19 protein-coding genes and 1 tRNA gene are annotated in these 26,098 nt (G+C 59.2%); 7 read left to right on the top strand and 13 right to left on the bottom strand.

Annotation, left to right across the window (positions count from 1 at the left end; all coding sequences use genetic code 11):
- Positions 1 to 73 precede the first annotated feature (73 nt).
- Genes BM026_RS10535 through BM026_RS10525 form a run of 3 tightly spaced genes read left to right on the top strand, consistent with a single transcriptional unit; the run spans position 74 to position 2,665 of the window.
- Positions 74 to 769, top strand: a complete 696-nt coding sequence (locus BM026_RS10535; RefSeq protein WP_016979103.1) for an ABC transporter permease — start codon at positions 74 to 76, stop codon at positions 767 to 769.
- A 38-nt stretch (positions 770 to 807) separates the two neighbouring features.
- A complete protein-coding gene (locus BM026_RS10530) occupies positions 808 to 1,497 on the top strand; it encodes an ABC transporter permease (protein ID WP_092246670.1) in 690 nt (229 codons plus the stop codon).
- Entirely contained in the window at positions 1,478 to 2,665 is a 1,188-nt protein-coding gene (locus BM026_RS10525) for a methyltransferase (RefSeq protein WP_093528450.1), read from the top strand. Before BM026_RS10530 ends, BM026_RS10525 begins: the two co-directional genes overlap by 20 nt.
- A 241-nt stretch (positions 2,666 to 2,906) precedes the next feature.
- On the opposite strand, the gene bcsQ (BM026_RS10520) is transcribed toward BM026_RS10525, so the two are convergent.
- From bcsQ (BM026_RS10520) to bcsQ (BM026_RS10475), 10 genes are all read right to left on the bottom strand, one after another.
- Positions 2,907 to 3,809 (bottom strand): cellulose biosynthesis protein BcsQ, encoded by a 903-nt coding sequence (gene bcsQ, locus BM026_RS10520; RefSeq protein WP_093528447.1) that lies wholly within the window; start codon positions 3,807 to 3,809, stop codon positions 2,907 to 2,909.
- Positions 3,810 to 3,986: 177 nt separating this feature from the next.
- On the bottom strand, positions 3,987 to 5,111 hold the full coding sequence (locus tag BM026_RS10515; protein ID WP_093528444.1) for an alginate O-acetyltransferase AlgX-related protein: 1,125 nt from the start codon (positions 5,109 to 5,111) through the stop codon (positions 3,987 to 3,989).
- A gap of 12 nt (positions 5,112 to 5,123) precedes the next feature.
- On the bottom strand, positions 5,124 to 6,539 hold the full coding sequence (locus BM026_RS10510; RefSeq protein WP_093528441.1) for an MBOAT family O-acyltransferase: 1,416 nt from the start codon (positions 6,537 to 6,539) through the stop codon (positions 5,124 to 5,126).
- Between the two features lie 17 nt (positions 6,540 to 6,556).
- Complete coding sequence (locus BM026_RS10505) at positions 6,557 to 7,222, bottom strand: cell division protein FtsQ (RefSeq protein WP_093513504.1); 666 nt, start codon at positions 7,220 to 7,222, stop codon at positions 6,557 to 6,559.
- Positions 7,222 to 7,887, bottom strand: coding sequence for an SGNH/GDSL hydrolase family protein (locus BM026_RS10500; RefSeq protein ID WP_071492442.1), 666 nt, complete (start codon positions 7,885 to 7,887; stop codon positions 7,222 to 7,224). The genes BM026_RS10505 and BM026_RS10500 overlap by 1 nt, the downstream gene beginning before the upstream one ends.
- A 17-nt stretch (positions 7,888 to 7,904) precedes the next feature.
- Positions 7,905 to 11,732, bottom strand: coding sequence for a cellulose biosynthesis protein BcsC (locus BM026_RS10495; protein ID WP_093528438.1), 3,828 nt, complete (start codon positions 11,730 to 11,732; stop codon positions 7,905 to 7,907).
- A complete protein-coding gene (gene bcsZ, locus BM026_RS10490) occupies positions 11,714 to 12,910 on the bottom strand; it encodes a cellulose synthase complex periplasmic endoglucanase BcsZ (RefSeq protein WP_093528435.1) in 1,197 nt (398 codons plus the stop codon). Before bcsZ ends, BM026_RS10495 begins: the two co-directional genes overlap by 19 nt.
- Positions 12,907 to 15,174 carry a cellulose biosynthesis cyclic di-GMP-binding regulatory protein BcsB gene (gene bcsB / locus BM026_RS10485; protein WP_092246230.1) on the bottom strand — a complete coding sequence of 756 codons (2,268 nt, stop codon included), beginning with the start codon at positions 15,172 to 15,174 and terminating at the stop codon, positions 12,907 to 12,909. Before bcsB ends, bcsZ begins: the two co-directional genes overlap by 4 nt.
- Positions 15,171 to 17,390: a UDP-forming cellulose synthase catalytic subunit gene (bcsA, locus tag BM026_RS10480; protein WP_092246227.1), complete on the bottom strand. Its 2,220-nt coding sequence runs from the start codon at positions 17,388 to 17,390 to the stop codon at positions 15,171 to 15,173. Before bcsA ends, bcsB begins: the two co-directional genes overlap by 4 nt.
- The gene (bcsQ, locus tag BM026_RS10475; RefSeq protein ID WP_371914408.1) at positions 17,387 to 18,421 is read right to left on the bottom strand and encodes a cellulose biosynthesis protein BcsQ; all 1,035 of its coding nucleotides are present in this window, start codon (positions 18,419 to 18,421) and stop codon (positions 17,387 to 17,389) included. Before bcsQ (BM026_RS10475) ends, bcsA begins: the two co-directional genes overlap by 4 nt.
- 585 nt (positions 18,422 to 19,006) lie before the next feature.
- On the opposite strand from bcsQ (BM026_RS10475), the gene BM026_RS10470 reads away from it, so the two are divergent.
- A complete protein-coding gene (locus BM026_RS10470) occupies positions 19,007 to 19,231 on the top strand; it encodes a DUF2790 domain-containing protein (RefSeq protein WP_058426315.1) in 225 nt (74 codons plus the stop codon).
- Positions 19,232 to 19,284: 53 nt separating this feature from the next.
- Here the strand turns inward: BM026_RS10470 and BM026_RS10465 are convergent, their stop codons facing one another.
- Positions 19,285 to 19,692 (bottom strand): hypothetical protein, encoded by a 408-nt coding sequence (locus BM026_RS10465; protein ID WP_071492447.1) that lies wholly within the window; start codon positions 19,690 to 19,692, stop codon positions 19,285 to 19,287.
- A gap of 184 nt (positions 19,693 to 19,876) precedes the next feature.
- On the opposite strand from BM026_RS10465, the gene BM026_RS10460 reads away from it, so the two are divergent.
- Positions 19,877 to 19,952 (top strand) — tRNA-Thr (locus BM026_RS10460).
- Positions 19,953 to 20,589: 637 nt separating this feature from the next.
- Here BM026_RS10460 and BM026_RS10455 read toward each other — a convergent pair.
- Both BM026_RS10455 and BM026_RS10450 read right to left on the bottom strand, forming a co-directional pair.
- On the bottom strand, positions 20,590 to 22,419 hold the full coding sequence (locus BM026_RS10455; RefSeq protein WP_093528433.1) for a hypothetical protein: 1,830 nt from the start codon (positions 22,417 to 22,419) through the stop codon (positions 20,590 to 20,592).
- 302 nt (positions 22,420 to 22,721) lie between these two features.
- The gene (locus tag BM026_RS10450) at positions 22,722 to 23,036 is read right to left on the bottom strand and encodes a hypothetical protein (protein WP_093528430.1); all 315 of its coding nucleotides are present in this window, start codon (positions 23,034 to 23,036) and stop codon (positions 22,722 to 22,724) included.
- A 25-nt stretch (positions 23,037 to 23,061) separates the two neighbouring features.
- Here BM026_RS10450 and BM026_RS10445 point away from each other — a divergent pair, with 25 nt between their 5' ends.
- A complete protein-coding gene (locus BM026_RS10445) occupies positions 23,062 to 24,492 on the top strand; it encodes an IS1182 family transposase (protein WP_093528427.1) in 1,431 nt (476 codons plus the stop codon).
- A gap of 1,278 nt (positions 24,493 to 25,770) precedes the next feature.
- The gene (locus tag BM026_RS10440) at positions 25,771 to 26,055 is read left to right on the top strand and encodes a DUF3077 domain-containing protein (RefSeq protein WP_092248453.1); all 285 of its coding nucleotides are present in this window, start codon (positions 25,771 to 25,773) and stop codon (positions 26,053 to 26,055) included.
- The last annotated feature ends 43 nt before the right edge of the window (positions 26,056 to 26,098 follow it).

The raw sequence follows: 26,098 nt of genomic DNA, 5'->3' as shown, positions 1-26,098 counted from the left end.
CTGAACGGTATGCCCGACGCGCTCACCTGAGCGCGTCGGCTTTTTGCAATGCCTGCCGCGATATGAAAACACCATGAATTTCGATCTCTACGGATTCGGCCCGGCGCTTGCCGCCGGCGCGCTGATGACCGTCAAACTGGCGCTCACGGCCCTGTGCCTGGGGTTGGTGCTCGGCCTTGCCGGGGCCTTGGCCAAGACTTCGCCGTACAAGCCGCTGCAATGGGTGGGCGGTGCGTATTCGACCATCGTGCGTGGCATTCCCGAATTGCTGTGGGTGCTGCTGATTTACTTCGGCACGGTCAACCTGATGCGTGCCCTCGGTGAGTTCTTCGGCAACCCCGACCTTTCCCTGAGTGCCTTCGCCGCCGGGGTCATTGCCCTGGGCCTGTGCTTTGGCGCCTACGCGACCGAAGTGTTCCGTGGCGCGATCCTCGCCATTCCCAAGGGCCACCGTGAAGCGGGTGTAGCCTTGGGGCTGTCCAAGTTCCGGATCTTCACCCGGCTGATCATGCCGCAGATGTGGCGCATCGCCCTGCCGGGCCTGGGCAACCTGTTCATGATCCTGATGAAGGACACCGCCCTCGTATCGGTGATCGGCCTGGAAGAAATCATGCGCCATGCGCAGATCGGCGTGACTGTCACCAAGCAGCCCTTCACCTTCTTCATGGTCGCCGCCTTCATGTACCTGGGCCTCACCGTGCTGGCCATGACCGGCATGCACTTCCTGGAAAAACGCGCCGCCCGCGGCTTTGCAAGGAGCACCCAATGAGCGGCGACTACAGCTGGCTGGCGCATTTCGACCTGGGCCTGAACTGGTCCGTGATCATCAAGTGGCTGCCCAAGTTGGCCCAGGGCGCCATTCTGACCCTGGAGCTGGTGGCCATTGCGGTGATCGCCGGCCTGCTGCTGGCGATCCCGCTGGGCATCGCCCGTTCCTCGCGCCGCTGGTACGTCAGCGCCCTGCCCTACGCCTATATTTTCTTCTTCCGTGGCACGCCGCTCCTGGTGCAGTTGTTCCTGGTGTACTACGGCCTGGCGCAGTTCGATTCAGTGCGCGAGAGCTTCATGTGGCCCTACCTGCGCGATCCGTTCTGGTGCGCCACCGCCACCATGACCCTGCACACCGCCGCCTATATCGCCGAGATCCTGCGCGGCGCCATCCAGGCCATCCCGCCCGGCGAGATCGAAGCGGCACGAGCCCTGGGCATGTCCAGGCCGAAGACGCTGTTCTACATCATCCTGCCGCGTGCCTCGCGCATCGGCCTGCCGGCGTACAGCAACGAAGTGATCCTGATGCTCAAGGCCAGCGCCCTGGCCAGTACCGTTACCCTGCTGGAACTGACCGGCATGGCACGGACCATCATTGCCCGTACCTACTTGCCGGTAGAGATTTTCTTCGCTGCGGGCCTGTTCTACCTGTTGATGGCCTACGTGCTGGTACGCGCCTTCAAACTGCTGGAACGCTGGCTGCGCGTCGATGCCTGCCAAGGACGTTGAGGCACGCTTCCAGGCGCTGGATGCGTTCCTGATCGAGCACCAAGGGCTGTGGAAACCACGGCCCTTTACTCATCGGCACTTGCCCTGGGAAACCCAGCACCCCGAACTCGCCCGGTGGCTGCGGCAACGCTCGCTGGACGATGCCGAAACCTGTCACAACCACCCCCATGACCTGCCGGCACCGGCGCCTTTTGCGCAACTCGCCGCGCACGCTCGCGCGCTCAGTGCTGTGGATAAGTTACCGACGCACCCCCTGGCTCCTGCTCGTCACCGCCTGAACGTCGATGTTCCGGGCCGCAAGTGGGAACAGATTGAAGCCTTCGGCAGTGCGCTGCAGTTTGCGCAAGCCCCCACACACTGGCTGGACTGGTGTTCAGGCAAGGGCCACCTGGGTCGCCGGCTGTTGCAAGCCGATCAGGCCCTGACCTGCCTGGAATACGACCCGGCACTGATCGCGGCAGGCCAGGCCTTGAGCGATCACCATGGCCTGCCCGCCACTCATCGTTTGCAAGACGTGATGGCCGATGTGGCGATCCACGCCGAACACACCCCCGTCGCCCTGCACGCCTGTGGCGACCTGCATGTGCGCCTGCTGCAACTGGCCAGCGCGGTCGGCTGCAAGCAACTGGCGCTGGCGCCATGCTGCTACAACCGCATCACTGCCGACACCTACCAGCCACTGTCCAACGCAGGCCGTGCTTCAACCCTGCAACTGTCCATCGATGACCTCGGCCTGCCGCTGAGCGAAACCGTCACTGCTGGCAAACGCGTGCGCTTGCAACGCGATACGTCCATGGCACGGCGCCTGGGTTTCGACCAACTGCAACGCGAACTGCGCGGCCTCGACGAATACCTGCCCACACCGTCCCTGCCTGCCCGTTGGCTGGACAAGCCCTTCGCCGATTACTGCCGGGAGCTGGCGAACCTCAAAGGGTTATCCACAGGTGAACAGTATTGGGCGGCGCTGGAGGCCCACGGCTGGCGCCGCCTGGCTGAGGTGAGAAACCTGGAATTGGTGCGTGGTCTGTTTCGGCGCCCGCTTGAGGTTTGGCTGGTGCTGGATCGGGCGTTGTTTCTCGGTGAGAACGGCTACAAGGTCGACGTAGGCACCTTCTGCGATCCTGCACTGACGCCGCGCAACTTGATGGTGCTTGCCGAGCGCGATTAGAGGGCAAAATTGTCGCAGTGCAGCCTGTGGATAACTCTGTTGATGGATTCTTTACGGGGCCTGTAGGCATCTGCGCTACAGGCCAAAAGCCGTACTGGTCATTTTTTGTTCACAAAATAAAATGCACGCAAAACAGGCAGTTGCAGCGTGATGAGAAACGCTCCACAAAATGGCTGTTGGGTGACAGGTGCATCCAACCGATTGTGCATAAGCATCTGGGGTCAAGCGTATAACCAGCGCTTTATGCTCGGGTGTTTGGCGCCTTCAGCAGTTGGCAAAGATCGTTGATATCGTCACCCGCCAGGCCCTTCTCTGCGCTTTCCACCGGGTCGTCACCAAAAGCCAGGGCTTCATGGATCCGCATGTCGCGATGCACCTGCAGCGCCTCTTTCCCCAGCCTCTGGGTAAAGGCCTCGATCATGTCCAGGCAGAAAGCATTCCTTTCATCCACTTGGTTGATAACCACGTGCACGCGAGGCGCGTGTCCACTTTCAAGGTGCGGGGCAAGCAGTGCATCCAGATGGTCGAGGGTGCCCAGGCATGCAGCGTCTGCCTGCACAATGACCAGCACCACATCGGCGACACTCAGCGCTTGATGGAAGTAGATGTTGTTACCGGCGGGTGTGTCGATGATCACTGTCTGTCGCGCACTCAAGTCGAGGGCTGCCAGGTGTTGAGCCAGCCAGCGCGGCTCCTGCTTGAGCCAGCGCTCCAGGCTTTCCTGCTGTGGGATGTCGATTTCGCCAAAGGGGATTACCTGGCAGCCGGCGAAGCTGAGCTGTTGAAGCGGGTTCCATGGCCCATGTTCCAGGCTGGTACGCCCGATGCCCGGCAACGCCGGACTCACGCCGAAGTGAAGATGCAAGGCGTTCTGCGGGTCCAGGTCCAGGGCCACGACGGACTCGCCCTGACGCTGCAGACCACTGCTCAAGGCAGTGGCCAGGGTACTGCGGCCGACGCCGCCATTGATCGACACCAGCGCCACCACTTTTGGCTTGAGGGGCACGGTGTCTGCGTCCTGGCTGACCGCACCATCATCCGCGCGGGGAATACTGCCGAAGAAATGCATCCGCGCCTCCCTGCCGCGCTCATCCTGGCAGATGTCCTTGCCGAGCAAGGCTAAAAGACCATTGGTAATGCTCATAGCTGACCCCTCATCACGGCGAAGCCCAAAGACGTGAAAAGGTCAGCTGATACGACTGCTTACCGCAGGTCTTTTTGTGGTCGCCCTAGTGCAAGCCAGTCTGCTTCAGGCACACAAAGGTGTCATTATTTTGATGAGAGAGCTGTCTATTTTTTAGACAAACGGCAAATCGTCAAATTACTGACCAACCGTGATCGCATCGTAGGGCGTTTGCAGGTCCCGCTCCGGAATCTCCCAAATCAATAACTTGGGCGGTGTTTGCTTGAAGGCCGGGCTTTCGAAATAGGCCTTGGCCGCCCCCGAGAACTCGCCCCCGTCCTTGCTGAAATTGCCGACCGGCGCATTCAGGGCTTTTTGCAGGAAGCCGACAAAGTTGGAGTTGCGCGAAAACGAGGTGCCGATCAGCGCCACATTGGGCAGGCCAGCGTCGCCAAACAGGTCGTCGGCATTGCTGGTCGCGCCGCCGGTTTCATGGGCGCTGCTGGCCGCGACCGACTCCCCCGGCGGCTGCAACGTGGGCGGCAACCAATCCAGACCGGCCAGGCGCACCAGGTCTCCCGGGCGTACGGCGAGCGGCGCCTGGGTGATATCGAACGCCTGCTCCGGCGTGGCCTTGATGCCACGCTGCTGGATGCGCTGCGCGAGCGCCTGTGCGCCGGCGTTGGAACCGATTTCGCTCCAGTGGGTATCGGTGCGCAGGTAGGCTTCGGCGCCCAGGGGTTTCAAAGTGTCGGTCAGGTCCAGCGCGGAAACGCCGGCAGCTTGCAGCCGTTTGGTCCAGTCCTGAATGCGGCCGTCGAGCACCGCCGGGCGGTACAGGCCACAGCGTTCGGCAGCGGCGATGCGGCTCTTGTCCGGCACCACCACCACTTGCAGGTCGATGCCTTTTTGACCCAGTTGTTTTTGCAGGTCGATCACCGCCTGGGCCTTGGTCTGGGCATTGGCCTCGGCATGCCGGTTGATGCGCAGTTCATCACTGATAAACAGCCAGCCCGGGCAACCTCGCCGTACCCGCGGCCCGGTGTCACCGAACGCCAGCCAGCTGCCGCCGCGCTCCAGGTTGGCGGCCTGGATTGCCATCGGTGCCTTGGCCAGTTCCTTGGCAAAACGGTGGGTCAGGTCGCCGTGCAGCAGCATGTCGCTGTCGACCTTGGCCGGCACATAGCTGATCGGTCCCTTCACCATCAGCCAGGCGCATGACAACAGCCCCGCCGCCAGGAAGGGCACCAGCACCCAGGCCGCCAGGGGGCTGGTGCGAACGGCCAGTTCACTCGGAGGCGTCGGCGCGGTAGGAGCAGGCATGGTCGGGCGTCCTTAGAACTGAAAGTACAGAAACGGTACGGCGTCACGGCTGGCGATCAGCGCGAACGACAACACAAACCCGGCCACCGGCCACAGCGAAGCCGCCAGCACGAACCACGGTTGGGTGCCGAAGCGCTGTTCACAACGCACCTGCCAGATTGGCGCGATGATGCAGACCAGGCCCAACAGCGCGGCCATGCCATGGGCCGGGCGCATGGCCACGGCCATCGCGTCACCCAAGGCCATGCCATGCAGGCCGAACTGGCCGGCGTACATGGTCAGTGCCGAGTGGAAGTCCGGCGCGCGGAACAAGGTCCAGGCCAGGCACACAAACAGCAAGGTCAGGACGTGCGACAACACCGGCGGAATGCTCGGCAGGCTCGATCGCGACCAGGCGCGGTCGACACACAGCGCCACGCCATGGGCCGAACCCCACAACAGGTAGTTCCAGCTGTCGCCGCCGTGCCACAACCCGGCAATCGCCATGGTCAGGAACAGGTTGCGATAGGTGCGCCACACGCCGTCGCGGTTCCCGCCCAGGGCGATGTACAGGTAGTCGCGCAACCAGCTGGACAACGACAAGTGCCAGCGCCGCCAGAAATCCTGGATGCTGCTGGCCAGGTACGGCCGATTGAAGTTTTCCGGGAAGTGGAAGCCCAGCATCAGGCCCAGGCCGATGGCCATGGCGCTGTAGCCGGCGAAGTCGAAGAACAGTTGCAGCGAATACGCCAGGCACCCGATCCAGGCGTCCACCAGGCTGGGGTGTTCAAGGTGGAAGGCGATGTCCACCAGCGGCGACAGGGTGTCGGCCACCAGCACTTTCATGCCCATGCCGATCATGAAGCGTCGCGCGCCCAGGGAGAAATTCGCCCAGTTGAAATACCGCTGGTTCAGCTCGCGGCGAACCCAGTCGTAACGGATGATCGGGCCGGCAATCGAGTGCCCGAACATCGAGATATAGGTGGCGTAGTTGATGAAGCTGCGCTCCACCGGCACCGTATGCCGGTGCACATCCACCAGGTAGGAAATCGCCTGCAATACGATGAACGACAAGCCGGCCGGCAAGGCCACACGCTGCCAGTCCAGCGGCATCGCGCCGTACCAGGTGATCACCTCGCTCACCGTGCCGGCGACGATGTTGGCGTACTTGTACCAACACAGCACCGCCGTGTTGAACACGATCAATGCGATCAACAGGCGCACCCGGCCTTTGCCGTCCTCACGGGAGCGGTCCACCAGCAAGCCGCCGCCCCATGCCACCACGGTCAACACCATGTGCAGCAACAGGAACAACGGGCTCAACCAGCCGTAGAACAGCCAGCTGCCGATCAGCAGGATGACGTTGCGCCAGCTCGGACGAGCCAGCGCGTAGATCAACAGGAAGGCCGGCAGGAACAGCGTGAGGAATTCGAGTGAGGCAAAGACCATGGTGGTGTCGGGCCCGATCAGTTAGCGAGTGCGTCAGAGGCGAACAGCAACTTCGAGCCTTTATCTGAAGGAACGGCCAATACGCTGTAGCGCTCGCCCGCCTTGAGCGTGAACGCCAGCGGCTGACCGACCGGCGCGCCGGCGCATTTGAGCTGCACCGACAGTTCCACCGGGTTGATCATGCGCCGCTGCACCGCACCTTCAGCGACCTTCTTGAACAACTCGGCCTTTTGCGCCACGGCTTCCAGGCTGGCGTCGGCGCAGCTGGCGTCGGCGTTGATAAAGGCCAGGGAGGCCTTGAGCGCATTGAAGTCGTCCGGCACTTCGCGCACCACCAGCTGGCGCGTGGCGCCCTTGGCGTCGACCAATGCGACCACTGTGGCGAACTCACCCGGCGCGACGTTCACCGAGAAATCCGCGTTTTTGCCGCCGCTGCTCAAGACGCCCTTGATCGGCTTGTCGCCGCCGACCACCGGCAGGAACGCCGACACGGCTTTGTCGCCGCTCAGGACCAAGCTGGCCTTGGAACCGTCCGCCACCAGCTTCAATTCGCCCGGGGTGCCGTTGGCAAAACGCAGGAACGCTGCGTCTTGCTCCGGGCCGGTCGGATACAGCGGGATGTCGGCACTGTAGGCGCTGACGCTGGCGAGCAAGGTCGCCAGGCCCAGGGTCATTCGCTTCATTATTTGCTTCCTTTACCGTAGGCCGATGGCGGCAGGTTACCCAAGGCTGTCCCGATCGCCTTGGCCCACTTCTGGTAGCCGTCGATGGTGAAGTGCTGGCCGTCGGTGGTGATCCACTCGCCCGGCTTGGAGAAGGTCAGCGAGTCGATGTAAGTGCACGGCGCCACGTTGCTGGCCAGGAACGACGACATCAGCTTGGTGCGGGTGTCGTCCTTCTTGTACTGCGAACCGACCTTACCCCATGGCGGGCCGACCCACACGCACTTGGTGCCGGTGGCGGCGATTTCCTTGGTCAGCGAGGTCACGCTTTTCCAGGCCCAGGCTTTGGGGAACACCGGGTTGGTGTAGGAGCCCATGGTGTCGCCGATGATCAACACAACCACGTCGGGCTTGTCCTTGGCGATCAGGTCTTTGATCGGCGTGGTGCTCATGGCGTTCTTGCCATAGATCACAGCCTTGCCGGTGGGCATGCGCTCGCCGCCGCACTCGACTTTTTTCGGCACCACCCAATCCGCCGCGCCGGCACCGCACGCACCGATGGAGTGAACCACCGCGCCTTGCTGGGTGAGGTTGTCTTGCAGCGGGTTGAGCAACGAATCGGGAAAGCTCATATGACTTTCGCCCAATACCAGCATGGTCAGGCCGGCAATCGCAGAAACAGGCATGAATGACTCCGATTTAATCAGTTGGAATAAGGGGAACGGTAAGGGCTGACCGGCAAGGGCATCGGCCCGCTCAGGTCTTCGAACAAGTAGCGCAGGTAAGCATTACCGGCGTACTGGCGGTAGTCCTGGGCGTTGTCGACACCGATCTCGCCACCCAGGTAGAAGCGCGAGCTGAGGCGATATTCGGCGGCGGCATTGAAGCTGTAGCCGATGCCGGTTTTGTCCGAGCTTTTGTACTCCTGGGTACCCAGGTCTTTGTGGCCCGGGAAAAAGTCCGCGCTATCTTGGCCGATATACTGCACACCCACCGAACTTTTTACCTGGTAGCTGAAGCGATCGAAGCTCTGCGCCCACCGGATCGGCACACCCAGGGAGAAGAAACGCTGCGGGCTGAAGTAGCCGCCGTTGCCATAGGTGTAGAAGTCCTGGTTTTCCTTGAAGCTCAGCGCCGAGGCACTGACACCCAGGGTCAGCGTGTCCTGCGGGTTATTGCGCAGGTACCAGTAGATGCCGCTGCCCAGCTCCATGCGAGTGTTGTCGTCAACGTGGTTACCCATCAGTTGGTGCAGGGAGCCGTAACCGTAGACGCCCAGCTTCTGGTTGTCGTAGCTCAACTCACCCCGCCCGCCGTTGGCGGTCACACCGCCCCATTTATAGCCATCACCGTCTTTGGAACCGGCGAAGGACGTGACGCTGTCGGTGACCGGGCGCCGCGAGATATTCGCGCCATAACGGAAATTCGAATTGGCCTCGAACGGACGCGACACGCTCACCCCACCGACGATGGTGTTGTAGAGGAAGCCCAGTGGGCTGACGCCGACGTCGGCCTTGAGGCCTTCATCCGGGTTCTCGAAAGCCACGGCCAAGCCCACACCGGTCGCGTTCTGGGTGCGGGGTGAGGTGGCTTTGCCGCCGCCAAAGCGTGATGCAGCGTCATCGCTGACACTGCCGGCACTCAAATGCACCGGCGTCACTCGCAGCGCCACGGTGTTATCGCCGACCGGCATGCGCGCTTCAAACGGCGCTTCGATATCGGTGAGTTTGCTCAAGCCTTTTTCGCCGTTGTTGCTGCGCGCGCTCAAGCCTTGCACCACATAACCGGTACGGTCGCGCAGGATGGTGTCCAGCGCACGACGCGCCGGGCTCAGCTCGGGGCTGTCGATGGAGGCGATTTTCGACGGCGGAACAAACGGATCGCTCAGGTCGTTGGACGTTGCACTCGCAAATGCGTTGGAGGTCACGCTGTTGGTCGGCGCATCGATCGGTGGTGGCACCGCACCGGCGATGGTCAGGTCGGTGACCTGGCGACGCTGGCCGGGCAAGCCCACGAACGGGTTCGACGACTTGGCTTCGGTGCCGGCCTGGGCCACCTGGGTCCTGGCCTTCATCGCGTTCTCGATCACCAGGGCCCTGCGCAGCAGTTCAGCGGCTTCGCTGTTTTTGCCCAGGCCTTGGTAGACACCGGCCGCCGAGGTGAGGATCTCCGGGTTACCCGGCTCCAGCGCCAACGCCTTGTCAGTGGCGCGTTGTGCCAGGTCACGGTCGCGACCTTTCAGGGCAATGTTCGCCAGGCCCAGTTGCAGACGTGCATTGTCGGGGTTCTGCTGGATCAACGGCGCATACAGCTCCATAGCCTTTTTGCCGTTGCCGCTGTCGGCATACATGCGCGCCAGGGCGCCGACACCCAAGGCATCGTTCGGGCGCTGGGCCAGGGCCGGTGACAGCATGTCGTAGGCGGCCACCAGGTCGTTTTTCTCACGCAGGGCGTCGGCCTGCTTGACCCGGTACAGGTAGATCAAATCGTCGTAGCGCTGGCGCCCGGTCTCGGTCAGCGGCTGGCCTTGCACTTCGCGCAGGATCTCACCCGCCGCGCTGTATTTGTTGGCCTTGAGCAGCACGTTGGCGTACAGCAGCTTCTGGTCGACCGTCGGGTTGGGATTGTTCTCCACCACCTTCTGCATCATGTCCAGGCCGTACTGTGCAGCGCCCACTTCCACATAGGCGGCGGCCAGCACGGCCACGCGCTCGGGTTTCTTGCGGGTCAGCGGTTCGGAACGCCCCAGCAACGCCAGGGCTTCCGGGCGCTGGCCACGGCGAGCGGTCTCGATGGCGATGTCGGTCTGCTGGTGCAGCGCGATATCGGTCGCCAGTTCGTTCATGTCGGCGGTGCGCTGCGCCATGGGGATACGTCCCAAGGTCGCTTCGGCCTGCTTCCATTCGCTCAATTCCGCCGACAGCAGGGTGCTGGTGTACAGCGCGTCCGGCTGGTTGGGTTGGGTCTTGAGCAAGCCGTCAATCAAGGCACGGGCAGCGCGGATCTGGCCGTCACGCAGGTACATGCGTGCCAGGGCAAAGCGCGTCCAGGGGTTTTCCGGGTCAGCGTCGAGCGCCTGGCGGTAAGCGGCTTGCGCACCTTTCAAATCGCCACGTTGCTCGGCCAGCTTGCCGACCTGAGTCGCCCGCAGCGCGTTGATTTTCACACTCGGCGCGAACTTGGCGCGCTGGGCCGGCGACACCGAGTCGATCAGCTTCAAGGCCTCATCCGGCTGGCCCGACTGGGACAACACGTTGATCAAGCCGCTCAAGGCATCCGCGTCGCCAGGGTGACGGGCCAGCACCTTGCGGTAGCCGGCTTCGGCTTCCTCGAACTGATTGTCCTGGGCCTGGAAGCCCGCCAATGCGACAGCCGCGCCGGGCTGGCCCGGGTTCAGGCGCTCTGCCTGGGCCACCAGGTCGCGGGCCTGGGCGCTGCGACCGGCGCGCTGAGCGTCACGGCTCTGGCTGATCAGGTTCCAGTAGCGCACATCGTTCAAGGCCGACTGCCAGGCCGCACCACCGGGCAAGCGCGTGGCTTGAACCAGGTAGTTTTCCGCTTCGCCGTAGCGTTCCTGCTGCTGACGCAACACGCCCATGCCGCCGAGGGCATCGACGTCGTTGGATTTTTGCGCGAGGCGCGCTGCCAGCAGGGGCTCGGCGGTTTTCAGGTCGCCATCGTCCAGGGCCTTGAAGGCCTTGGTCATTTGCGGATCACGCTGCCAGGCACCACCGCCTTTGCCTTGGGCGATGCCTTTTTCCATGATGGCGCGGATCTCGGTGTCATCCGGGTGCGCGGTCAGGAATTGCTGGAACAACGCCACCTGGTCCGGCTTCGGCGGGCCGAGCCAGATCAGCGCAAAGCGCCAGGTTTCATCGGCGTTGCCGCCCACGTCGTTGTTCGGTGCCAGCTTGGCCAGCGCCCGGATGCCGTCCGGCCGCGTGGCGGGGTTACGCGCCAGGTGCTTGGCCAGGAACAGCGCAACGATCGGGTCGTTCGGCCGCTCACGGGACAAACGCTGCAAGCCGGCGATGGCTTCATTGGTGCCCTTGGCGGTGAAACCCAGGGTGTTGTAGTACTCACGGGCGATCAGGCCTTGGGGCTGGCGACCCTGGAAAATCTGGCGGTACAGGGCCACGGCCTTTTCGCGCTCGTCCTCGGGTTCACCCAACTCGCGGGCCTGCTCCAGCAACCTGGCGTTGTCCGGCACCGCCACGGTGATGTCCTGCTCCAGCTGCAACGCCTGGCGCGGCAGCGGGCTCAGCGCCTGCAAGCGGGCCAGGTACTTCCGGGCTTCGGCCGGGCGGTTCTGCTGCACCTGGATCAAACCGATGCCGTACAACGCGTCCGGTTGCTCCGGGGCCAGGTTCAAGAGTTTCTGCCAGGTTTCCAGGGCGCGCTCGGGGTTCTTTTTCGACTGCCAGTAGTAGCCCTGCTCGATCAGCAAGGACTGTGGGTCGCTGGTTTCAGCGAGGCTGGCGGTGGAAGCCAGGGCAGCGAGAATCGCAATGGCTAGCGTGTGACGGCGCATGCGGCCTCCCAGGAAAGTTTGACCGTACCGTCTTGTTCAAACCGGTACTTCTGATCGGCGAAGCCCTGGCCGAACAGGCTGAGCATGTAGTCGTAGTAGATCGGCTGCGCACTGTCGGGCGCCGAGGGCGCCAGGGCTTTATTGAGCGCGTCGTCGACCTTGGCTTTTTGCAATTGCGCCAGGGCGGTTTCGCCGCGGGCCTGGAAGAAGGCCAAGGTAGCGGCCGAGAAGCCCATCGGCGTATAGCCGTTGTTTTTCTCGGCTTCGCCGGTCAGTACGTGGATTTTTTCCGGCGGGAAGCCGGTGACCGACGCCGCCGTCGCACGGGAAATACCCCCCAGCGACTTGAGCATCGCCGCTGCCAAAGGATCGCCCTTGGCGGTCATGCCGGCCCACATATACGTGCGGATTGCATCGTAGCTGCCCAGGTCATCGGAGAACGGATCGACCACGAACACCCCGGTGTTGGCGCTGGTGGCGCGGTAACCAACCCAGTTGGCCGCAAGGCCATGGGGGTTGCTGGCGCTGTCGGCAAGCATCCGCGCATTGCTTTCGGCGACTTCGTTCCAGCCGCCGTTCGGCCGTTCTTTCTGGAAGCGACGCAGTTGCGCAAGCACCTGGTAGCTCGGGTTGAAACGCCACAAGCCACCCGGATGCACATAGCCGACAGGCCCCGGCAACAGCATCTTGCCCAGGCCCGGCACACGCACGATCAGGTTGCGTTCGACGTTGGCCAACAACAGCTGTGCGTCGGCGCGGTACTGCGGTGCATTCCACACGCGGGCCGCTTCGAGCAAGGCGTAGGCCATCCACAAGTCCGCGTCGCTGGCGGAGTTCTGGTCGATCACGCCCCAGGTGTTATCGGCTTTTTTACCCCACAACCAACCCGGCAGATTCTGGCCGATGTCGGAGCCTGACATGTTGGCCTTGGTCCAGGTCCACAGCTTGTCGAAGCTCGCACGATCGTTGCCGACCAGGGCGAAGAACATCGCATAGGACTGCCCTTCCGAACTGCTCTCGGTGGGCTTCATGGACGAGTTCAGCACCCGGCCGTCGTCCTGCACGAAGCGCTTGGCGTAGTTCTGCCACAGCGGCCAGTCACAGGTCTGCGCCTGGGCGCCGCCGGCGAACATCATCGCGCCCAGTGTCGCCAGGGCCATACGCTTGAGCAGGCTCATGCCAACCGCCGTTTTGCACGTGCGCGCAGCGACAGGTAGACCAGACTGGTCACCACGGCCAGGCCGAGGAAGGTGATCAACAGCATCCAGCCCAGGTTCTGTGACAGTTGCCACTGCATGAGTTTGAAGTAGTTGAGCTTGCCGACGTAGTACTGCTCGTCACCGACCAGCGAGCTGATGGTTGTGCCCTGCACCACGGCCAGGCTGCCCTGGATCGAGTCTTTGTAGTCGTCACCGCCGATCAGCGCCGAGGTGGCTTCCAGCAGGCCCTGCGGCTGGTTGCTGGCGATCAGCACCACACTGCGGCCCGATTTGAGCGGCGATTGGAAACCGGCCAGCCAGGTGCTGTTGCTCAGGCCCTTGAACGTAATGCCGGTGTTGGCCGGATGCTGGTTGGCCGCCGGGTCGGGGCTGATCCAGCTGCGCACATAACGCGGCAGGTCGGACAGCAGGAAGTGGTGCTGCTCGCCATCACTGGTCGCCGGCAGGTATTGCTGCCACTGCTTGAGCAACGGCTGGTTGGCGGCGGTGGCAAGTACCAGCAGGTCTTTGTCGGCAACGCTCTGCACGTCCTTGGCCTGCACCACTTTGACGGCGGTGGCCGGGTAGCCGGTGGCTTCGCCGAAGCGACCGAGCACGGTCAGGTAGGCGGTCAACTCGTCGGTGCCGTAGTTGTCGGGCATGACCACGGCGGATTCCGACAGGTCGGCCAGACGGGTGAACGGGAAGCCAGAGTCGTTGAACACGCCCAGGTTAGGCATGGCGATGTAGTGCTGGTAGCCGGTGACGTCGAGGGTCGAATCCGGGTCGATGGAACCGCGCATGTTGTCGACGATGATGTCGCGGCATTCGCCTTCCTTGATGTAGTCGTACATGAAGCGCAGCTGCAGCTTGGATTTGGGCGATGCCGAGCTGATCGGCAACAGCGTGGTCACTTCACGCGGCAGGCTTTCGTCTTTCTTCAACTGGTCGAGCAGGGTCTGGCCGCCGCCCAGGTTGGCCACCGACGGCAACGCCACGGACTTCATGAACTGGTCATTCAGGCCGATCAACAGGGAGGAGTTGGTCGACACTTGCTGCGGCGTGTAGCGGTATTTGACCTTGAGCGGCACGCCCTCTTCACGCCAGTTGAACAGGTCGGGCGGCAGGCGCATGTCGACGCTGATGGCGCCCGGGTTGTAGCCCGACACGCTGAGTTTCTGCTGTTCGATCAGTTCGCCCAGGCGTACCGGGCGGTTGCTTGGCAGCCAGTTCGGCGCATCGTACGGGCGGCGCGGTGCCAGGGTGTCGAGCTTGGTGATGACCACGCTGTTACCGGCCAGCACCGGGTTGCCCAGCACCACCGCGTTGGCGGCACGCTTGAGCTCTTCGCCGTCACGCCCGGTGACGATCAGCAGCTTGCCGTTGGCGTCGTTGGGGTTGGCGATGAGGGTCAGGGTCGGGCCGGTCGGCTTGGCGATGGCCACACCGTGCACGTCCATCGCGTCGGCGGTTTGCACCAGCACGATGGCGTTGCCTTTGGCCGGCAGCTCGCCGAGGGTGGTCGGGAAGGTCGCGCCCCGGTAGCTGGCGAGGCCGCCGATCCACGACGACAAGGCGCCAGCGGCTTCCAGTGCGGCGCTGTCCGGCGCGGTGGCAAACACGAACGGCAGGCTCACCTGGCGAGCGTCGCGCTTGTCGAAGAACGGCAGCGGCAGCACCGCCAGGTCGTCTTTGAGCACGATCGGCTCGACCTGCACTTTCAGCTCGCTGCTGTTGCTGATCTTGGCCCACAGGCTGCTGTGCAACGGGTCTTCGCAGGACATGGTGTAGTGGCCGATGAACTGCAGGCTCAGGCGGTTGAACTCGGTGATCAACTTCGGCGGGATCTGCACCAGTTGCTCTTGCGGGGTGCCCGCGCCTTCTTTGGGCAGCGCCAGGCTGGCGGCGACTTCGCCGTTGACCAGCACGTTGATCTGCGACAGGTCCGCCAGCAGCGCCGGCGAGTAGCTGTACTTGAGCAGCAGTTGCGCGCCCTTCACCACTTCATCGGCACGGATATCGAAGTTGACGCTGTCGGACGACTCCACGCCTTGCAGGTTCATGGTGTCGCGACGGCCCAACTGCTTGAGCGTCAGGCTATAGCCGTTATCGGTGCTTTGTACCGGCACGGTGGCAGCCGCTTGCTCGGCAGCTTGCGCCAGGGTGTTGAGGCCCATCAGCGAGGCGATCATCAGCGCGAGTGCACGGCGCGGATGAGGGCGAGCGAATATCTTCGAGGTCATGGCTTGTCCATCAGCGTATCTAGCGGTTTTGTGGGGGTGCGGCTCAAGGCCAGACGCAGTTCGTGCAGGGTGGCGCGGCCGAGGGTGAACAGACCGCCGATGCCGATGGCGCCGACTTCGCGCAGGGCCGCCAACGGTGTGTCCGGCTGGCCGGCGCCCCAACTCGCGGCCCAGGTATCGGCACGGGAGAAGGTCAGGCGTACCAGTTCGCTTTGCTGGCGCAGGCTGAGAGGCTCGAACTGGGCGCCGATCTGCGCGCCCTTGCTGAACACCACGCGCGCATCGAACAGGCTGTCCTGGCCGTTGCGCGACAGCACCAGTTGCACGCGTTCGCCACGGGTGATCGAGTGCCCATCGCTGAGCATCAGGCCGAAGCCGTTTTGCGAGAAGTCCTGGGTAGTGCCGTCCAGCACACGGCCGTCGGCACAAATGATGCTCACCGGCAGCTTGGCGCTGACCCGTGGCTCGGAACGTACCTGACGCGCTTCCGAGGCCACGGCCACGGCGGCACTGGTGATGATCAGGTTGTAGAGGGTCCAGGTCAGGTTGATCGCCACCGTCACGGCTGTGGACGCATCGCCCCAGACCAACTGGTGGATACCGAAGCCCAGGCCGACCAGGTTCACCGCCAACAACACCAGGTACGGGCGGGCGAGTTTCCAGTCGAAGAACTGCTTGTCGATGATGCCGCCCTTGTCGGTGACGTTGAAGCCACCCGCCTTGGGGTTGACCAGCGCGACCAGCACCGGCGGCAGGATGTACCAGGCCAGTACGGTCTCGTACACCTCGTTCCAGAACGAGTGACGGAAACGCCCCTGGATCCGTGAGTTGGTCAGGCTGGAGTGCACCAGGTGCGGCAGCACGTAGGCGACGATCATCAGCGCCGAGGCGTGGAAAATCTCGGCGCCGAAAATCAGGTAGGCCAGTGGCGCGGTGAGGAACACCAGGCGCGGCAACCCATAAAAGAAGTGCAGCATGGCGTTGGCATAGCAGATGCGCTGCCCCCACTTCAGGCCCTTGCCCAGCAGCGGGTTGTCGGTGCGGAAAATCTGCGCCATACCTCGCGCCCAGCGAATCCGCTGGTTGATATGGCGCGACAGGCTTTCGGTGGCCAGGCCCGCGGCCTGCGGGATAGCCAGGTAAGCGGTGTTGTAGCCCAGGCGGTTGAGCTTGAGCGCGGTGTGGGCGTCTTCGGTCACCGTCTCGATGGCCACGCCGCCGATTTCCAGCAGCGGCTCACGGCGGATGACGGCGCAGGAGCCGCAGAAGAACGTGGCGTTCCACAAGTCGTTGCCGTCCTGCACCAGGCCGTAGAACAGCTCACCCTCGTTGGGCACGGCGCGAAAGGTATCGAGGTTCTTTTCGAACGGGTCCGGCGAAAAGAAGAAGTGCGGCGTTTGCAGCATCGCCAGCTTCGGGTCCTTGAGGAACCAGCCCAGGCTCACTTGCAGGAAGGAACGCGTCGGCACGTGGTCGGCGTCGAACAGCGCGATGTATTCGCCGTCGGTGACTTTCAACGCTTCGTTGAGGTTACCGGCCTTGGCGTGGAAGTTGTTGTCGCGGCGGATGTAGTTCACCCCGACCTTGCGGCAGAAGTCGCGGAAGTCGTCGCGACGGCCGTCATCGAGCACGTGGACGCGCAGCTTGTCCTTGGGCCAGTCCATCGCCTGGGCGGCGAAGATGGTCAGTTTTACGATGCTCAGCGCTTCGTTATAGGTGGGAATGAACACGTCGACCGTCGGCCACTCCTCCGGCTCGGTCTTGAGCCATACCGGCGTGCGGCGCAGCGGCCAGGCGGTTTGCACGTAGCCGAAGATGAGCACGACCAGGGCGTAGAACTCGGCCGCGACCAGGCCGTAGCCGAAGAACATGTCGAGCCAGGTTTCAAAGCCGAGGGTGGAGGTGAGGCGCCAGAACATGTAGCGCAACGACGCCACCAGCGACAGCACCACCAGCGCGAGGATCGCCAGGCGCCCCGGGATCTTGCGCAGCACCAGCACCGCGAGGAAGCACACGCCGGCGAACAGGCATTGGCTGTAGAGATCGAGCGGCGCGCTGATAATGCCCAGCAACAGCAGCGCGCCGAGCACGCAACTGGCGACAACCAGCACCGTACGCAGCGCCGCAGGCCACCGATTGAAGCGCGCGATGGCGTCATTGAGGCGCTGTTCGGCGTGCCCTTCGACGAAGGGCGTGGAGGACGTAGTGTCGGTCATGGAAGGTCCGAGTCGATGTGTTCGAGCAAGGTGCGGCACAGGGCGTGGACGTCTTGGCTGCCGATACTGTTGACGGTTGGGTCGAGGGGGTCACGCCCGTAGGCCTGGGCTTCGCTGAATGCGGGGTCACGGTGGACAGTCCCCAACAACGCAGCGCCCAGACGGGTCTTGAACACCTCGGCCATGTCCAGGCTGAAGCGGTGGGCACCGTCCAGCTGGTTGATCACGTAGAAGCGTTGTGGCGGTTTGGCGCGCTTGAGGTGCGGCGCCAGCAGGCTGTCCATCTGGTCGAGTGTGCTGAACGAGGCCACGTCCGGCTGTACGACCACCAGCACAGCGTCGGCGACCGACATGGCCTGGCTGAGGTAGACGGTGTTGCCGGCGGGGACGTCGATGATCACGGTGTCCTGGCCGCTCAACTTGAGGCCGGACAATCGCTTGCTGAGCCACTCGCTGTCCTGGCCCAACCAGCGATTGAGGCTGTGCTGTTGCTCGTGGTCAGTGGCACCGAATGCCACCAGCCGGCAACCGGCAAAACCGCGCTCGGGCAGGGCGGCCCAGCTTTCGTTGAGCAGGCTGGTGGCGCCGACGCCGGGCATGTCCAGGCCCAGGCACAGGTGGTGGCGCAGGGCGTTTTGCGGGTCCAGGTCCAGGGCCAGCGCCGGGCGGCCCTGGCGCTGCAGACCGCTGGCAATCGCGGCGGCCAGGGTACTGCGGCCAACGCCACCCTTGACCGAGACCAACACTACGACTTTAGGGCTGGATTGCTCGGAGTACACCTGGCCGTCCCGCCCTTCCACCACTTCGGGCGGCTGCAGGTGGTCGGCTTCACCTTGGCTCAGTTCCTCCAGCAGGCGCAGCAGCGGCGCCGAGGGTGCTTCGATCACAGGTGGAGCGTGAGTGACTGCGGGGGCTTCCAGGACCTCTATTTCGTCCTCGATGAACTCATGGACAAAGTCGATCTCGCGATAGCCGCTCGGGTTGGCACCCAGCTTGTTGAATAGCTTTGAAATATCATCTGCCCGACTCACTCACTGCCCCCCCACCTGATTTGCGCTTTAAAAGGCGATAAAAAGGCCAGCAATGAGCTGACCTCGTATTTTTCTAGTTATGTGGTGTCGGGCGCATTCTGTGATATCACATTGATGGTGTCAGTATTTTGATGATTTTAGTTCAAATCTATCCGACGAACGGCGCAACGCCATTTTTATGACTATTTTGCGGAGAAAAAGCCATTCGCTGTAAGAACATGAACTTGCATCATTATTTCGCAAAAAAAGTTGGCCGAGTGGACAAAAACGGCACAAAACTGACATACGCTTCAACAGATTTTCAATTGCCCTACATTGTCTCGGAAATTTGCCTACAAGGAACCGCGATAAAACTGACGGTTTATATCGCGGCACAGAATACGTAAACCGTACCTGTATTCAAGGGAAAACCGGCTGAGCGGTCGATCCAAATGGTCCATAAAGCCACCGCCCGTGTATCGCTGTGTATGCAGTCACGGCCTCGCTACACAACGAAGCAAAACCCGCGCCGCATGACACAGTGCAGATACCTCCAGGGCGCTCAATAAGCCCACACCCACTTGTTGAACCCGGAGGATACCTACCATGAACTGGAACACCTTGATCGCCGTCAGCCTGCTGGCTTTTGCCGTCAACGCCCACGCCGACGTACAGCCCAAGCTGGATATCCAGCGCGTGCTGACCACTGTCGAAGACACAAACGGAGCGTGTGGGATCGTGAATGCGCACATGACCTACCTGGATTCCCACGGGCAGCAACAGGTATTGGACTACAAAAAGTTCGCAGATAACTGCGCAGAAGGCAGTTGAGGCTTGCGCGAACCGGGCACCTGAGTGCCCGGTTTCGGAGCGTTTCTGAAGGCTTAGCGCACACGACGCTCGGTGAACGCGTAGTCATCCTGGCAATCGCTGGTCGGATCCGACGCCACACTCACGTAATGCACCGTGTCTGCGTCCAGCAGCTTATAGGTGTATACATCCGGCGAACGCACGCCGTCGGTACGCAACTCATTCCTGCCATTGGCCGCCGACCACGAACCCTGCTCGGTCTGGATCACCTTGGTCTGCTGTGCATCGCGGTAGAAGGTAATCACAAAACGACCGTCGGGCTTGAGGGTGTTGGTCCACGACAGGAACTGACATTTACCGGTCTCGGTGCGCAGACCTTTCCAGGTGCCCACCAGCGCCGGGTCGTTGGCGGGTTTGTTGGACGAACACGCAGCGAGCGCGACAGTGAGAAGGATGAGGGACAGCGAGAGAATCCGTTTCACGTGGGGCTTCCTTGGGTTTTGAGAAGATTTTTGCCGGGGTAGACCCTTCGGTGGCAAGGGAGAAATCCTACACTCGCCAGCTGGAAAAAGGGGTGAGTGTGGAAAAAGCGTGGGTTCTGCAAAAATAGTCAGAATTCAGGGGTTTACAGAACCTTGCCAATCGCTATAATCGTCGCCCTAACACGCCGGTATAGCTCAGTTGGTAGAGCAACTGACTTGTAATCAGTAGGTCCCGGGTTCGACTCCTGGTGCCGGCACCATATAAGACGAAGCCCTCACAGAAATGTGAGAGCTTTGTTGTTTCTGGCATTCAGAAATCCAACGCCTAAAAAGCACCCCGCCGCCGCCCTGTAGGAGTTGCCGAAGGCTGCGATCTTTTGATCTTCAGATTTCGCCCCCTATGCAAGTCCGGTTGCCCATCCAAATCTGCCTGCACACCTACCCGTTACAATTTCACTTCAGCATGAAGTTGACGACCTCCTCCAGCTACCTATAATGCACCCCAACACACCCGCCAAGCCTAGGTTGACCCAGTCAGCAAGCTCAAATCGTGCGGGTTTTTTTTGCCTGGAGAAAACTACATGAGGCCCTTCGATAAGCCGGCCCTCAGCGTAGAACAGCAATTGGAACTGCTAAAGCAACGAGAACAAAAATAGGGGTCAGAGCATGGTTTCAATAATGGTGGTCTGCCCCCTGTTTCCAAATACTTTTAGGCGTCATGCCTAACCCCAACTACAATTTCGACCGAAGCCATAATCCCATGCATTAGAACGCCAACTCCCTCCTCAATACAACCGAAAGCGGTGAAAAAAGGGAACGAACTATTTCTAAAAAAATCCGCGCCCTTTTGGAGAGATTAGCAATTCTACTTTCGTAATTACCTATATGTAGCTCATCTTACCTACCAAGGTTATCTAGTTGGTTCTTTAGTCGCTCAAGCTCTTCTCTTAATTCTAAATTCTCTTTTTCCAGCATCTTTGTCCGAACAGCTTTTTTGTTTGCATTACCTGGTATTGATAACAGTGTCTCAAGCTCATCCTTGTATGGCATTATTGGTTGATAAAGCTGGTGATATGCCCTGCCAACTGCTCCTCTGTAGAGTTGTAGCTCTGGACTATCCCTCCCTACCAATAGAGTATGCCTAGTGGCGATCCCCGGGTAAGGATCAATGAATACGATTTTGCTGATTCCAAGTTGATAGGCTTTCTTAGAGCAAAGTTCGCATGGGCTAGCTGTAGTAAACAATATCCCGCCTCTAAGTTTCATTCCGCCATGCTTTGAAATCTGAAGGAATGCATTCTCTTCTGCATGTAGGGAGCGTGTGTGAACTTGGTTTTTTTCACCATCTATTTCATTTTGCATATCCTTAAAGCAAAAAGACAAATTGCGACCTTCCAATAGGAATGACTTTCTTAGCTTGTCAAATTTTCCATGCAAAACCTCTCTAAACTTACTATCATTTCTTTCATACTCACTGTATGCGTAAGTATCTTGACCAAGGAGTAAGTCTTCGGCATTTCTGAGAAGGCATGGCACTTGCCCTTGTGGTGTATTGTTCCATCCAACTGACTTGACAGAAAATTCTTCGTCAGTAACAGCTGCTCCCACCTGCCTGGATATGCAGCCAGAACTTTGCTTGACCGTGTAAGCAATTTGCATGCAACTTTCTATAGATGTTGGCATTACCAAGCCGGGATGCTGTATTAAAGAAATATACCAAGCAAGTTGGCATTTAAGCTCAACATTATTGAATTGTTCTTTTCTAGGGTTGTGTATGTGTATGTCGGATATTTCTATGCACTTCTGTATATTCTGAGAAATAAATTTACTATAGCCCGAAAGTTTACTCGGATACTCTTTCTCATCAAGCTCTTTTATTTGAGATTCAGAAAACTTATGAGTGCTGCGGAGATGGGCGAGCCTATTGTCATTCTCTGTATTTATTGAAACCAGATAAAAACCCGCATAACGCTCCTTAAAGAATATTGCCTCATAGGGATTCCTAATAGCGTCAATCACAATAAAGCAGGACTCATTATTTTTCCGGGCCACGTGATGCGCTGATTTTATTACTTTGTTTATAGTTCTTGGAAAATGAAAAACTTTTGAATCGTCAAATTTAGAGCTATTTACCTGTCCTGAGGCTCGAATGTTGTCGCCTGCACTCTGATATATTTTTGTGTACGCATCAATCGATATATTTTTTAAGACGTCGCGTATCTTGTTTGAAAAAAACGGCAATCTCTTGAAATACAGATCAAAAGCAAACTCCTGCTTAGCTTCGATTTCATCAAGTGTTTTTTCAGGGCTTCTGAGGTATTCAGATATTTCGATATGCAAATCTTCATATTCTTCTTTTATTTCTCTCAGGAACTCGGAAGTCTTGTGCATATCTCTAACCATCACGTCAGAAACAAAGCGGCAAAATTCTGGAAAATTTAAGGCAAGGATGTATCTAGTTATAACAGTTCTAACTTGAAGACACTTAAATGGTTGCCATCGGTGCCCAATGAATTTCTTTATTATTCGATGTTTTCTTAGCTCATTATTTGTAATTCCGGGATACGCACTCTCTGGAAGTTCAATGGAGGCATTACAAAGAATTTCTGCTGATGTAGAACAGCCTGAACCAGTTCTTCCAGTTAAACCAATTACAACAAATCTTTTATTCTCTTTGTAAACGCTTCCAATAGCTCTGGATGATGGATTTCCTGAGAGTTCTGACATATGCTTTTCCATGCGTGATTTTTAGGGGACTGTCAGCTGTTACTTTGGTTGGTTGTGAGCCGTTCCAGACGTATTGAGCGTAGCGGAACCTATCGATAATGGCTATCTGACAGTTCCCACTGCTGCGCTTACCAGTTGCGTCATCGACCTCAATTTCATTTGCCCATCTTTGGACCGAAAAAGGGGGCAGGACCAACCCTTATATAACAGACGGTCTGCCTCCTGGTCGTTAGCGGTCGATTGCGAACGTCCGCTTCCGGCCCAGAGTGTGTAAAAACACCAACCGCGCTATCGCTGCCGAATTAAATGGGAAGGAATGCCAACGTTTCAAGGTCGATCTCAGCGTAGCTCCCCAAATCCCCCTTGTAGAGCTTGATCCTAGAGACCCCAAACTCCGTCTGCAAGAAAGCGACGAGCTGTCTAAGGTTGCCCTTGGCATGCGCCGTGGTCGGACTTACGACAGTCGCACACCCTGGTTCGTCGTCGTAAGTTCTGATCAGGAATATGTCCCCATCGTTCTGCACGCTGTAATTATGACCACGGTACTCATACCCTAAATCATGGTCGACATCGTCAAAACGGGTAGATTTCACTATCTTCACAGCAGCATCCAACATTCGAGTTCCACAAGAGGATCGTCTCGTGAAGCGCTTTATTCAAGGGGAGCATAGAGGTCAAGGCACCTTACTTCCCGAAAGCCTCGACGACTACGTCAACGATACCAACCCGGTACGTATAGTCGACGTCTTCGTCGACGAACTCGACCTGGTCAATTTGGGCTTCGACGGCGCTATTCCTGCTGATACGGGCCGACCTGCTTACCATCCTGAGGTCATGTTGAAGATCTATATCTATGGCTATCTCAACCGCATCCAGTCGAGCCGACGCCTGGAGCGAGAAGCTCAACGCAACGTTGAGCTGATGTGGTTGACGGGTCGTTTGATGCCGGATTTCAAGACCATCGCCAACTTCCGAAAAGACAACAGCAAGGCCATCCAAGGCGTCTGTCGTCAGTTCGTCGTGCTCTGTCAGCAGCTCGGATTGTTCGGAGAAAACCTGGTTGCCATCGACGGCAGTAAATTCAAGGCCGTCAACAATCGTGACCGCAACTTCACTAGCGCCAAACTAAAGCGGCGAATGGAAGAAATTGAATCGAGCATCAGCCGCTACCTGACCGAGCTTGATGCTGTTGATCGACAAGAATCAACAGCCTCCGCCCCCCGCCCAGTGGGGTTGGAAGAGAAGATCGCCAAACTGAAGAAGCAAATGAAAGAGCTTCAAGCGATTGAAACTCAGCTTAACGAATCACCGGATAAACAGGTCTCACTGACCGATCCAGACGCCCGTTCCATGATGACGCGCGGCACTGGAATCGTCGGTTACAACGTGCAGACAGCGGTCGATACCCAGCACCATTTGATCGTTGCCCATGAAGTTACCAACGTCGGCTCCGACCGCGATCAACTCAGCTCGATGGCCAAGCAGGCTCGCGAGGTTATGGCGTCAGATACCTTGTCGGTAGTGGCTGACCGAGGTTACTTCAAAAGCGAACAAATCCTGGCTTGTCACGATGCAGGTATCACCGCCTATGTGCCCAAGCCGATGACCTCTGGAGCCAAGGCTGACGGGCGTTTCAATAACGATGCCTTCCACTATGACGCGGCAAAAAACGAATACATTTGTCCCGCTGGAGAGGCGTTGATCTGGCGTTTTTCCAGCGTTGAAAAAGGCCTGAAGTTGCACCGTTACTGGAGTTCTAATTGCCAGGGATGCATGCTGAAATCGAAGTGCACACCGAGCAAGCAACGGCGAGTTCGGCGATGGGAACATGAAGCCGTATTGGAGGAAATGCAGAGCAGGCTGGGCAACGCGCCGGACATGATGCGAGTCCGCAAGCGTACGGTCGAGCATCCCTTCGGGACACTCAAGCAATGGATGGGCTCCACACATTTCCTGACCCGAAAGCTGGCCGGGGTAAGTGCGGAGATGAGCTTGAACGTCCTCGCCTACAACTTTAAGCGAGTCATAAAAATTCTCGGTACCAGCGGTTTAATGAAGGCGCTGTCGGCCTGAAGAGGGCTGTATTTTGGCCACCCAGCGGCGCTACGGGCTCCCAGGTCGTCGTGATGGTCCGTAGGACTTGTTCTGAGCAATTACCCCGCTAACAACCGTCAGCGCTGCGCGCCGACAGTGCATCAGCGCGTTTTTACACACTCTGGGCCATCTGCTGCCTGTCGCCACGGCAGCTTTTGGCGGATTCCTACCTATTCTCGACGGGGGGATGATCAACAACGTTCGAATTCGGGAGGTTTACCATTCCGTATGCGGCTCTGAATCACTCGCAGACCGACAACGTGCTGACATCTAAAATCCCGAGTTCGATTCCACCGAACGCCATAACTAGCTGATTTGTTTATAGTTACTATTTGGATACGCCGAATTTCCCAGCGAACACCAGACGCCCGAAAAACCTAGCCCTGCAGAAACATACCGTTCGTCTGGTGCCGCACCATATCTCAAAGCCCCACAACGCAGGGCTTTGTGGTTTCTGGGGCTTGGAAAACACTGAAAATCTACACTGCGGTTTTCGGGAAAACGTCCACAAAACGCCCAAACTCAAAAAAACACAGCCCGCATTTCCCCCAAACCTCCCTTCTTGTTGCTTGCCTCGTCAGTCAGCTCACGGCCGACCTTCATCGCAGCCCCCAACAAATCTCCTGCCTCACAAAAAACATCTGAACTTGTAGTCCCTTCGAAAAGCGATCCACTGGTGATGAAATCTAATCTCCCGCTGTCATCCAACTGATAGAAACGAAAAATCTATTTGGCTTCATTCGCCGACAACCCACCAACACCACACGGCCCCTCTCCCCCCACAGGTCCCCATGCTCAGTAGAAAAAAACAAACCTCCCATGAGCGCTGAACGCCTTCCTCTGTACCCCCCCGATCTCTACGTTTATTCCAAATTATGAACTGGCAATAATTATGACCCAGCCATAAAAACAATAATTTCAGTAGCAACCTACACACCCTAATGAGGGCCTCAAAATCATCCCATCAATATTCCTGATTGCTCCCCACGTCCCACCACGCTACCCTCCGTTCCATCGCTGCCAATTCAGCGATCGGGCCTGATAACCCGGCAAGATGCAGGCGCACCAAGCGCCCCCAAAACCCGATTTGCAGGCGTTTTTTTTTCGCCCACCATTTCGTGCAATGGCGGCTGTGCGTGGGAGACCTTCGGGTCTGCCGGGTTCCTGTATCTCCGGTTTATCAGCCTGCGCACAGCTGCCACCCAATTCGCCTGATAACGAATGTGGTAGTTCTCACCAGATATGGGAGTTTTACCAATGACCGCTACAAGTCCGTCTGCGTTAACCACCCTCGGCGTCACCCCCTTCTCCTTTCACTCCGACCAACCTCTGTTCCGCGTCAATAGCGGTGTTTCCCTGCATGAAGCCTTGCACCATGTTTCCGACCTGCTCCATGTCGCCAAGCTGCTCGCAGAAGAGGCGGCGATGACGCGGGAGACGGACCGTTATGCCTGGGCTTCGCATTATTTGCAGGAGATGAGCAAGGCGGTGATTGATGACGTGGTGAAGGTGTTGGAGTCACCCGGCAATAGCGCGCAGTAGACCTCACTGAAAAGGCCTGTCCTCGCCATGGTGCAGTCCAACT

It is taken from the genome of Pseudomonas sp. NFPP24 (genome assembly GCF_900112095.1).
Classification (GTDB): Bacteria; Pseudomonadota; Gammaproteobacteria; order Pseudomonadales; family Pseudomonadaceae; genus Aquipseudomonas; species Aquipseudomonas extremorientalis.
This window is presented reverse-complemented; position numbering and strand designations above follow the sequence as displayed.

Bases quoted from the DNA above. Each gene is read 5' to 3' on its own strand.
- BM026_RS10535 (WP_016979103.1), top strand. From the start codon at position 74: ATGAATTTCGATCTCTACGGATTCGGCCCGGCGCTTGCCGCCGGCGCG.
- BM026_RS10500 (WP_071492442.1), bottom strand. From the start codon at position 7,887: ATGCCTGTTTCTGCGATTGCCGGCCTGACCATGCTGGTATTGGGCGAA.
- BM026_RS10455 (WP_093528433.1), bottom strand. From the start codon at position 22,419: ATGTCAGAACTCTCAGGAAATCCATCATCCAGAGCTATTGGAAGCGTT.
- BM026_RS10505 (WP_093513504.1), bottom strand. From the start codon at position 7,222: ATGAAGCGAATGACCCTGGGCCTGGCGACCTTGCTCGCCAGCGTCAGC.
- BM026_RS10450 (WP_093528430.1), bottom strand. From the start codon at position 23,036: ATGTTGGATGCTGCTGTGAAGATAGTGAAATCTACCCGTTTTGACGAT.
- BM026_RS10510 (WP_093528441.1), bottom strand. From the start codon at position 6,539: ATGGTCTTTGCCTCACTCGAATTCCTCACGCTGTTCCTGCCGGCCTTC.
- BM026_RS10440 (WP_092248453.1), top strand. From the start codon at position 25,771: ATGACCGCTACAAGTCCGTCTGCGTTAACCACCCTCGGCGTCACCCCC.
- bcsB (WP_092246230.1), bottom strand. From the start codon at position 15,174: ATGACCTCGAAGATATTCGCTCGCCCTCATCCGCGCCGTGCACTCGCG.
- BM026_RS10525 (WP_093528450.1), top strand. From the start codon at position 1,478: ATGCCTGCCAAGGACGTTGAGGCACGCTTCCAGGCGCTGGATGCGTTC.
- bcsZ (WP_093528435.1), bottom strand. From the start codon at position 12,910: ATGAGCCTGCTCAAGCGTATGGCCCTGGCGACACTGGGCGCGATGATG.
- BM026_RS10470 (WP_058426315.1), top strand. From the start codon at position 19,007: ATGAACTGGAACACCTTGATCGCCGTCAGCCTGCTGGCTTTTGCCGTC.
- BM026_RS10515 (WP_093528444.1), bottom strand. From the start codon at position 5,111: ATGCCTGCTCCTACCGCGCCGACGCCTCCGAGTGAACTGGCCGTTCGC.
- bcsQ (WP_093528447.1), bottom strand. From the start codon at position 3,809: ATGAGCATTACCAATGGTCTTTTAGCCTTGCTCGGCAAGGACATCTGC.
- BM026_RS10495 (WP_093528438.1), bottom strand. From the start codon at position 11,732: ATGCGCCGTCACACGCTAGCCATTGCGATTCTCGCTGCCCTGGCTTCC.
- bcsA (WP_092246227.1), bottom strand. From the start codon at position 17,390: ATGACCGACACTACGTCCTCCACGCCCTTCGTCGAAGGGCACGCCGAA.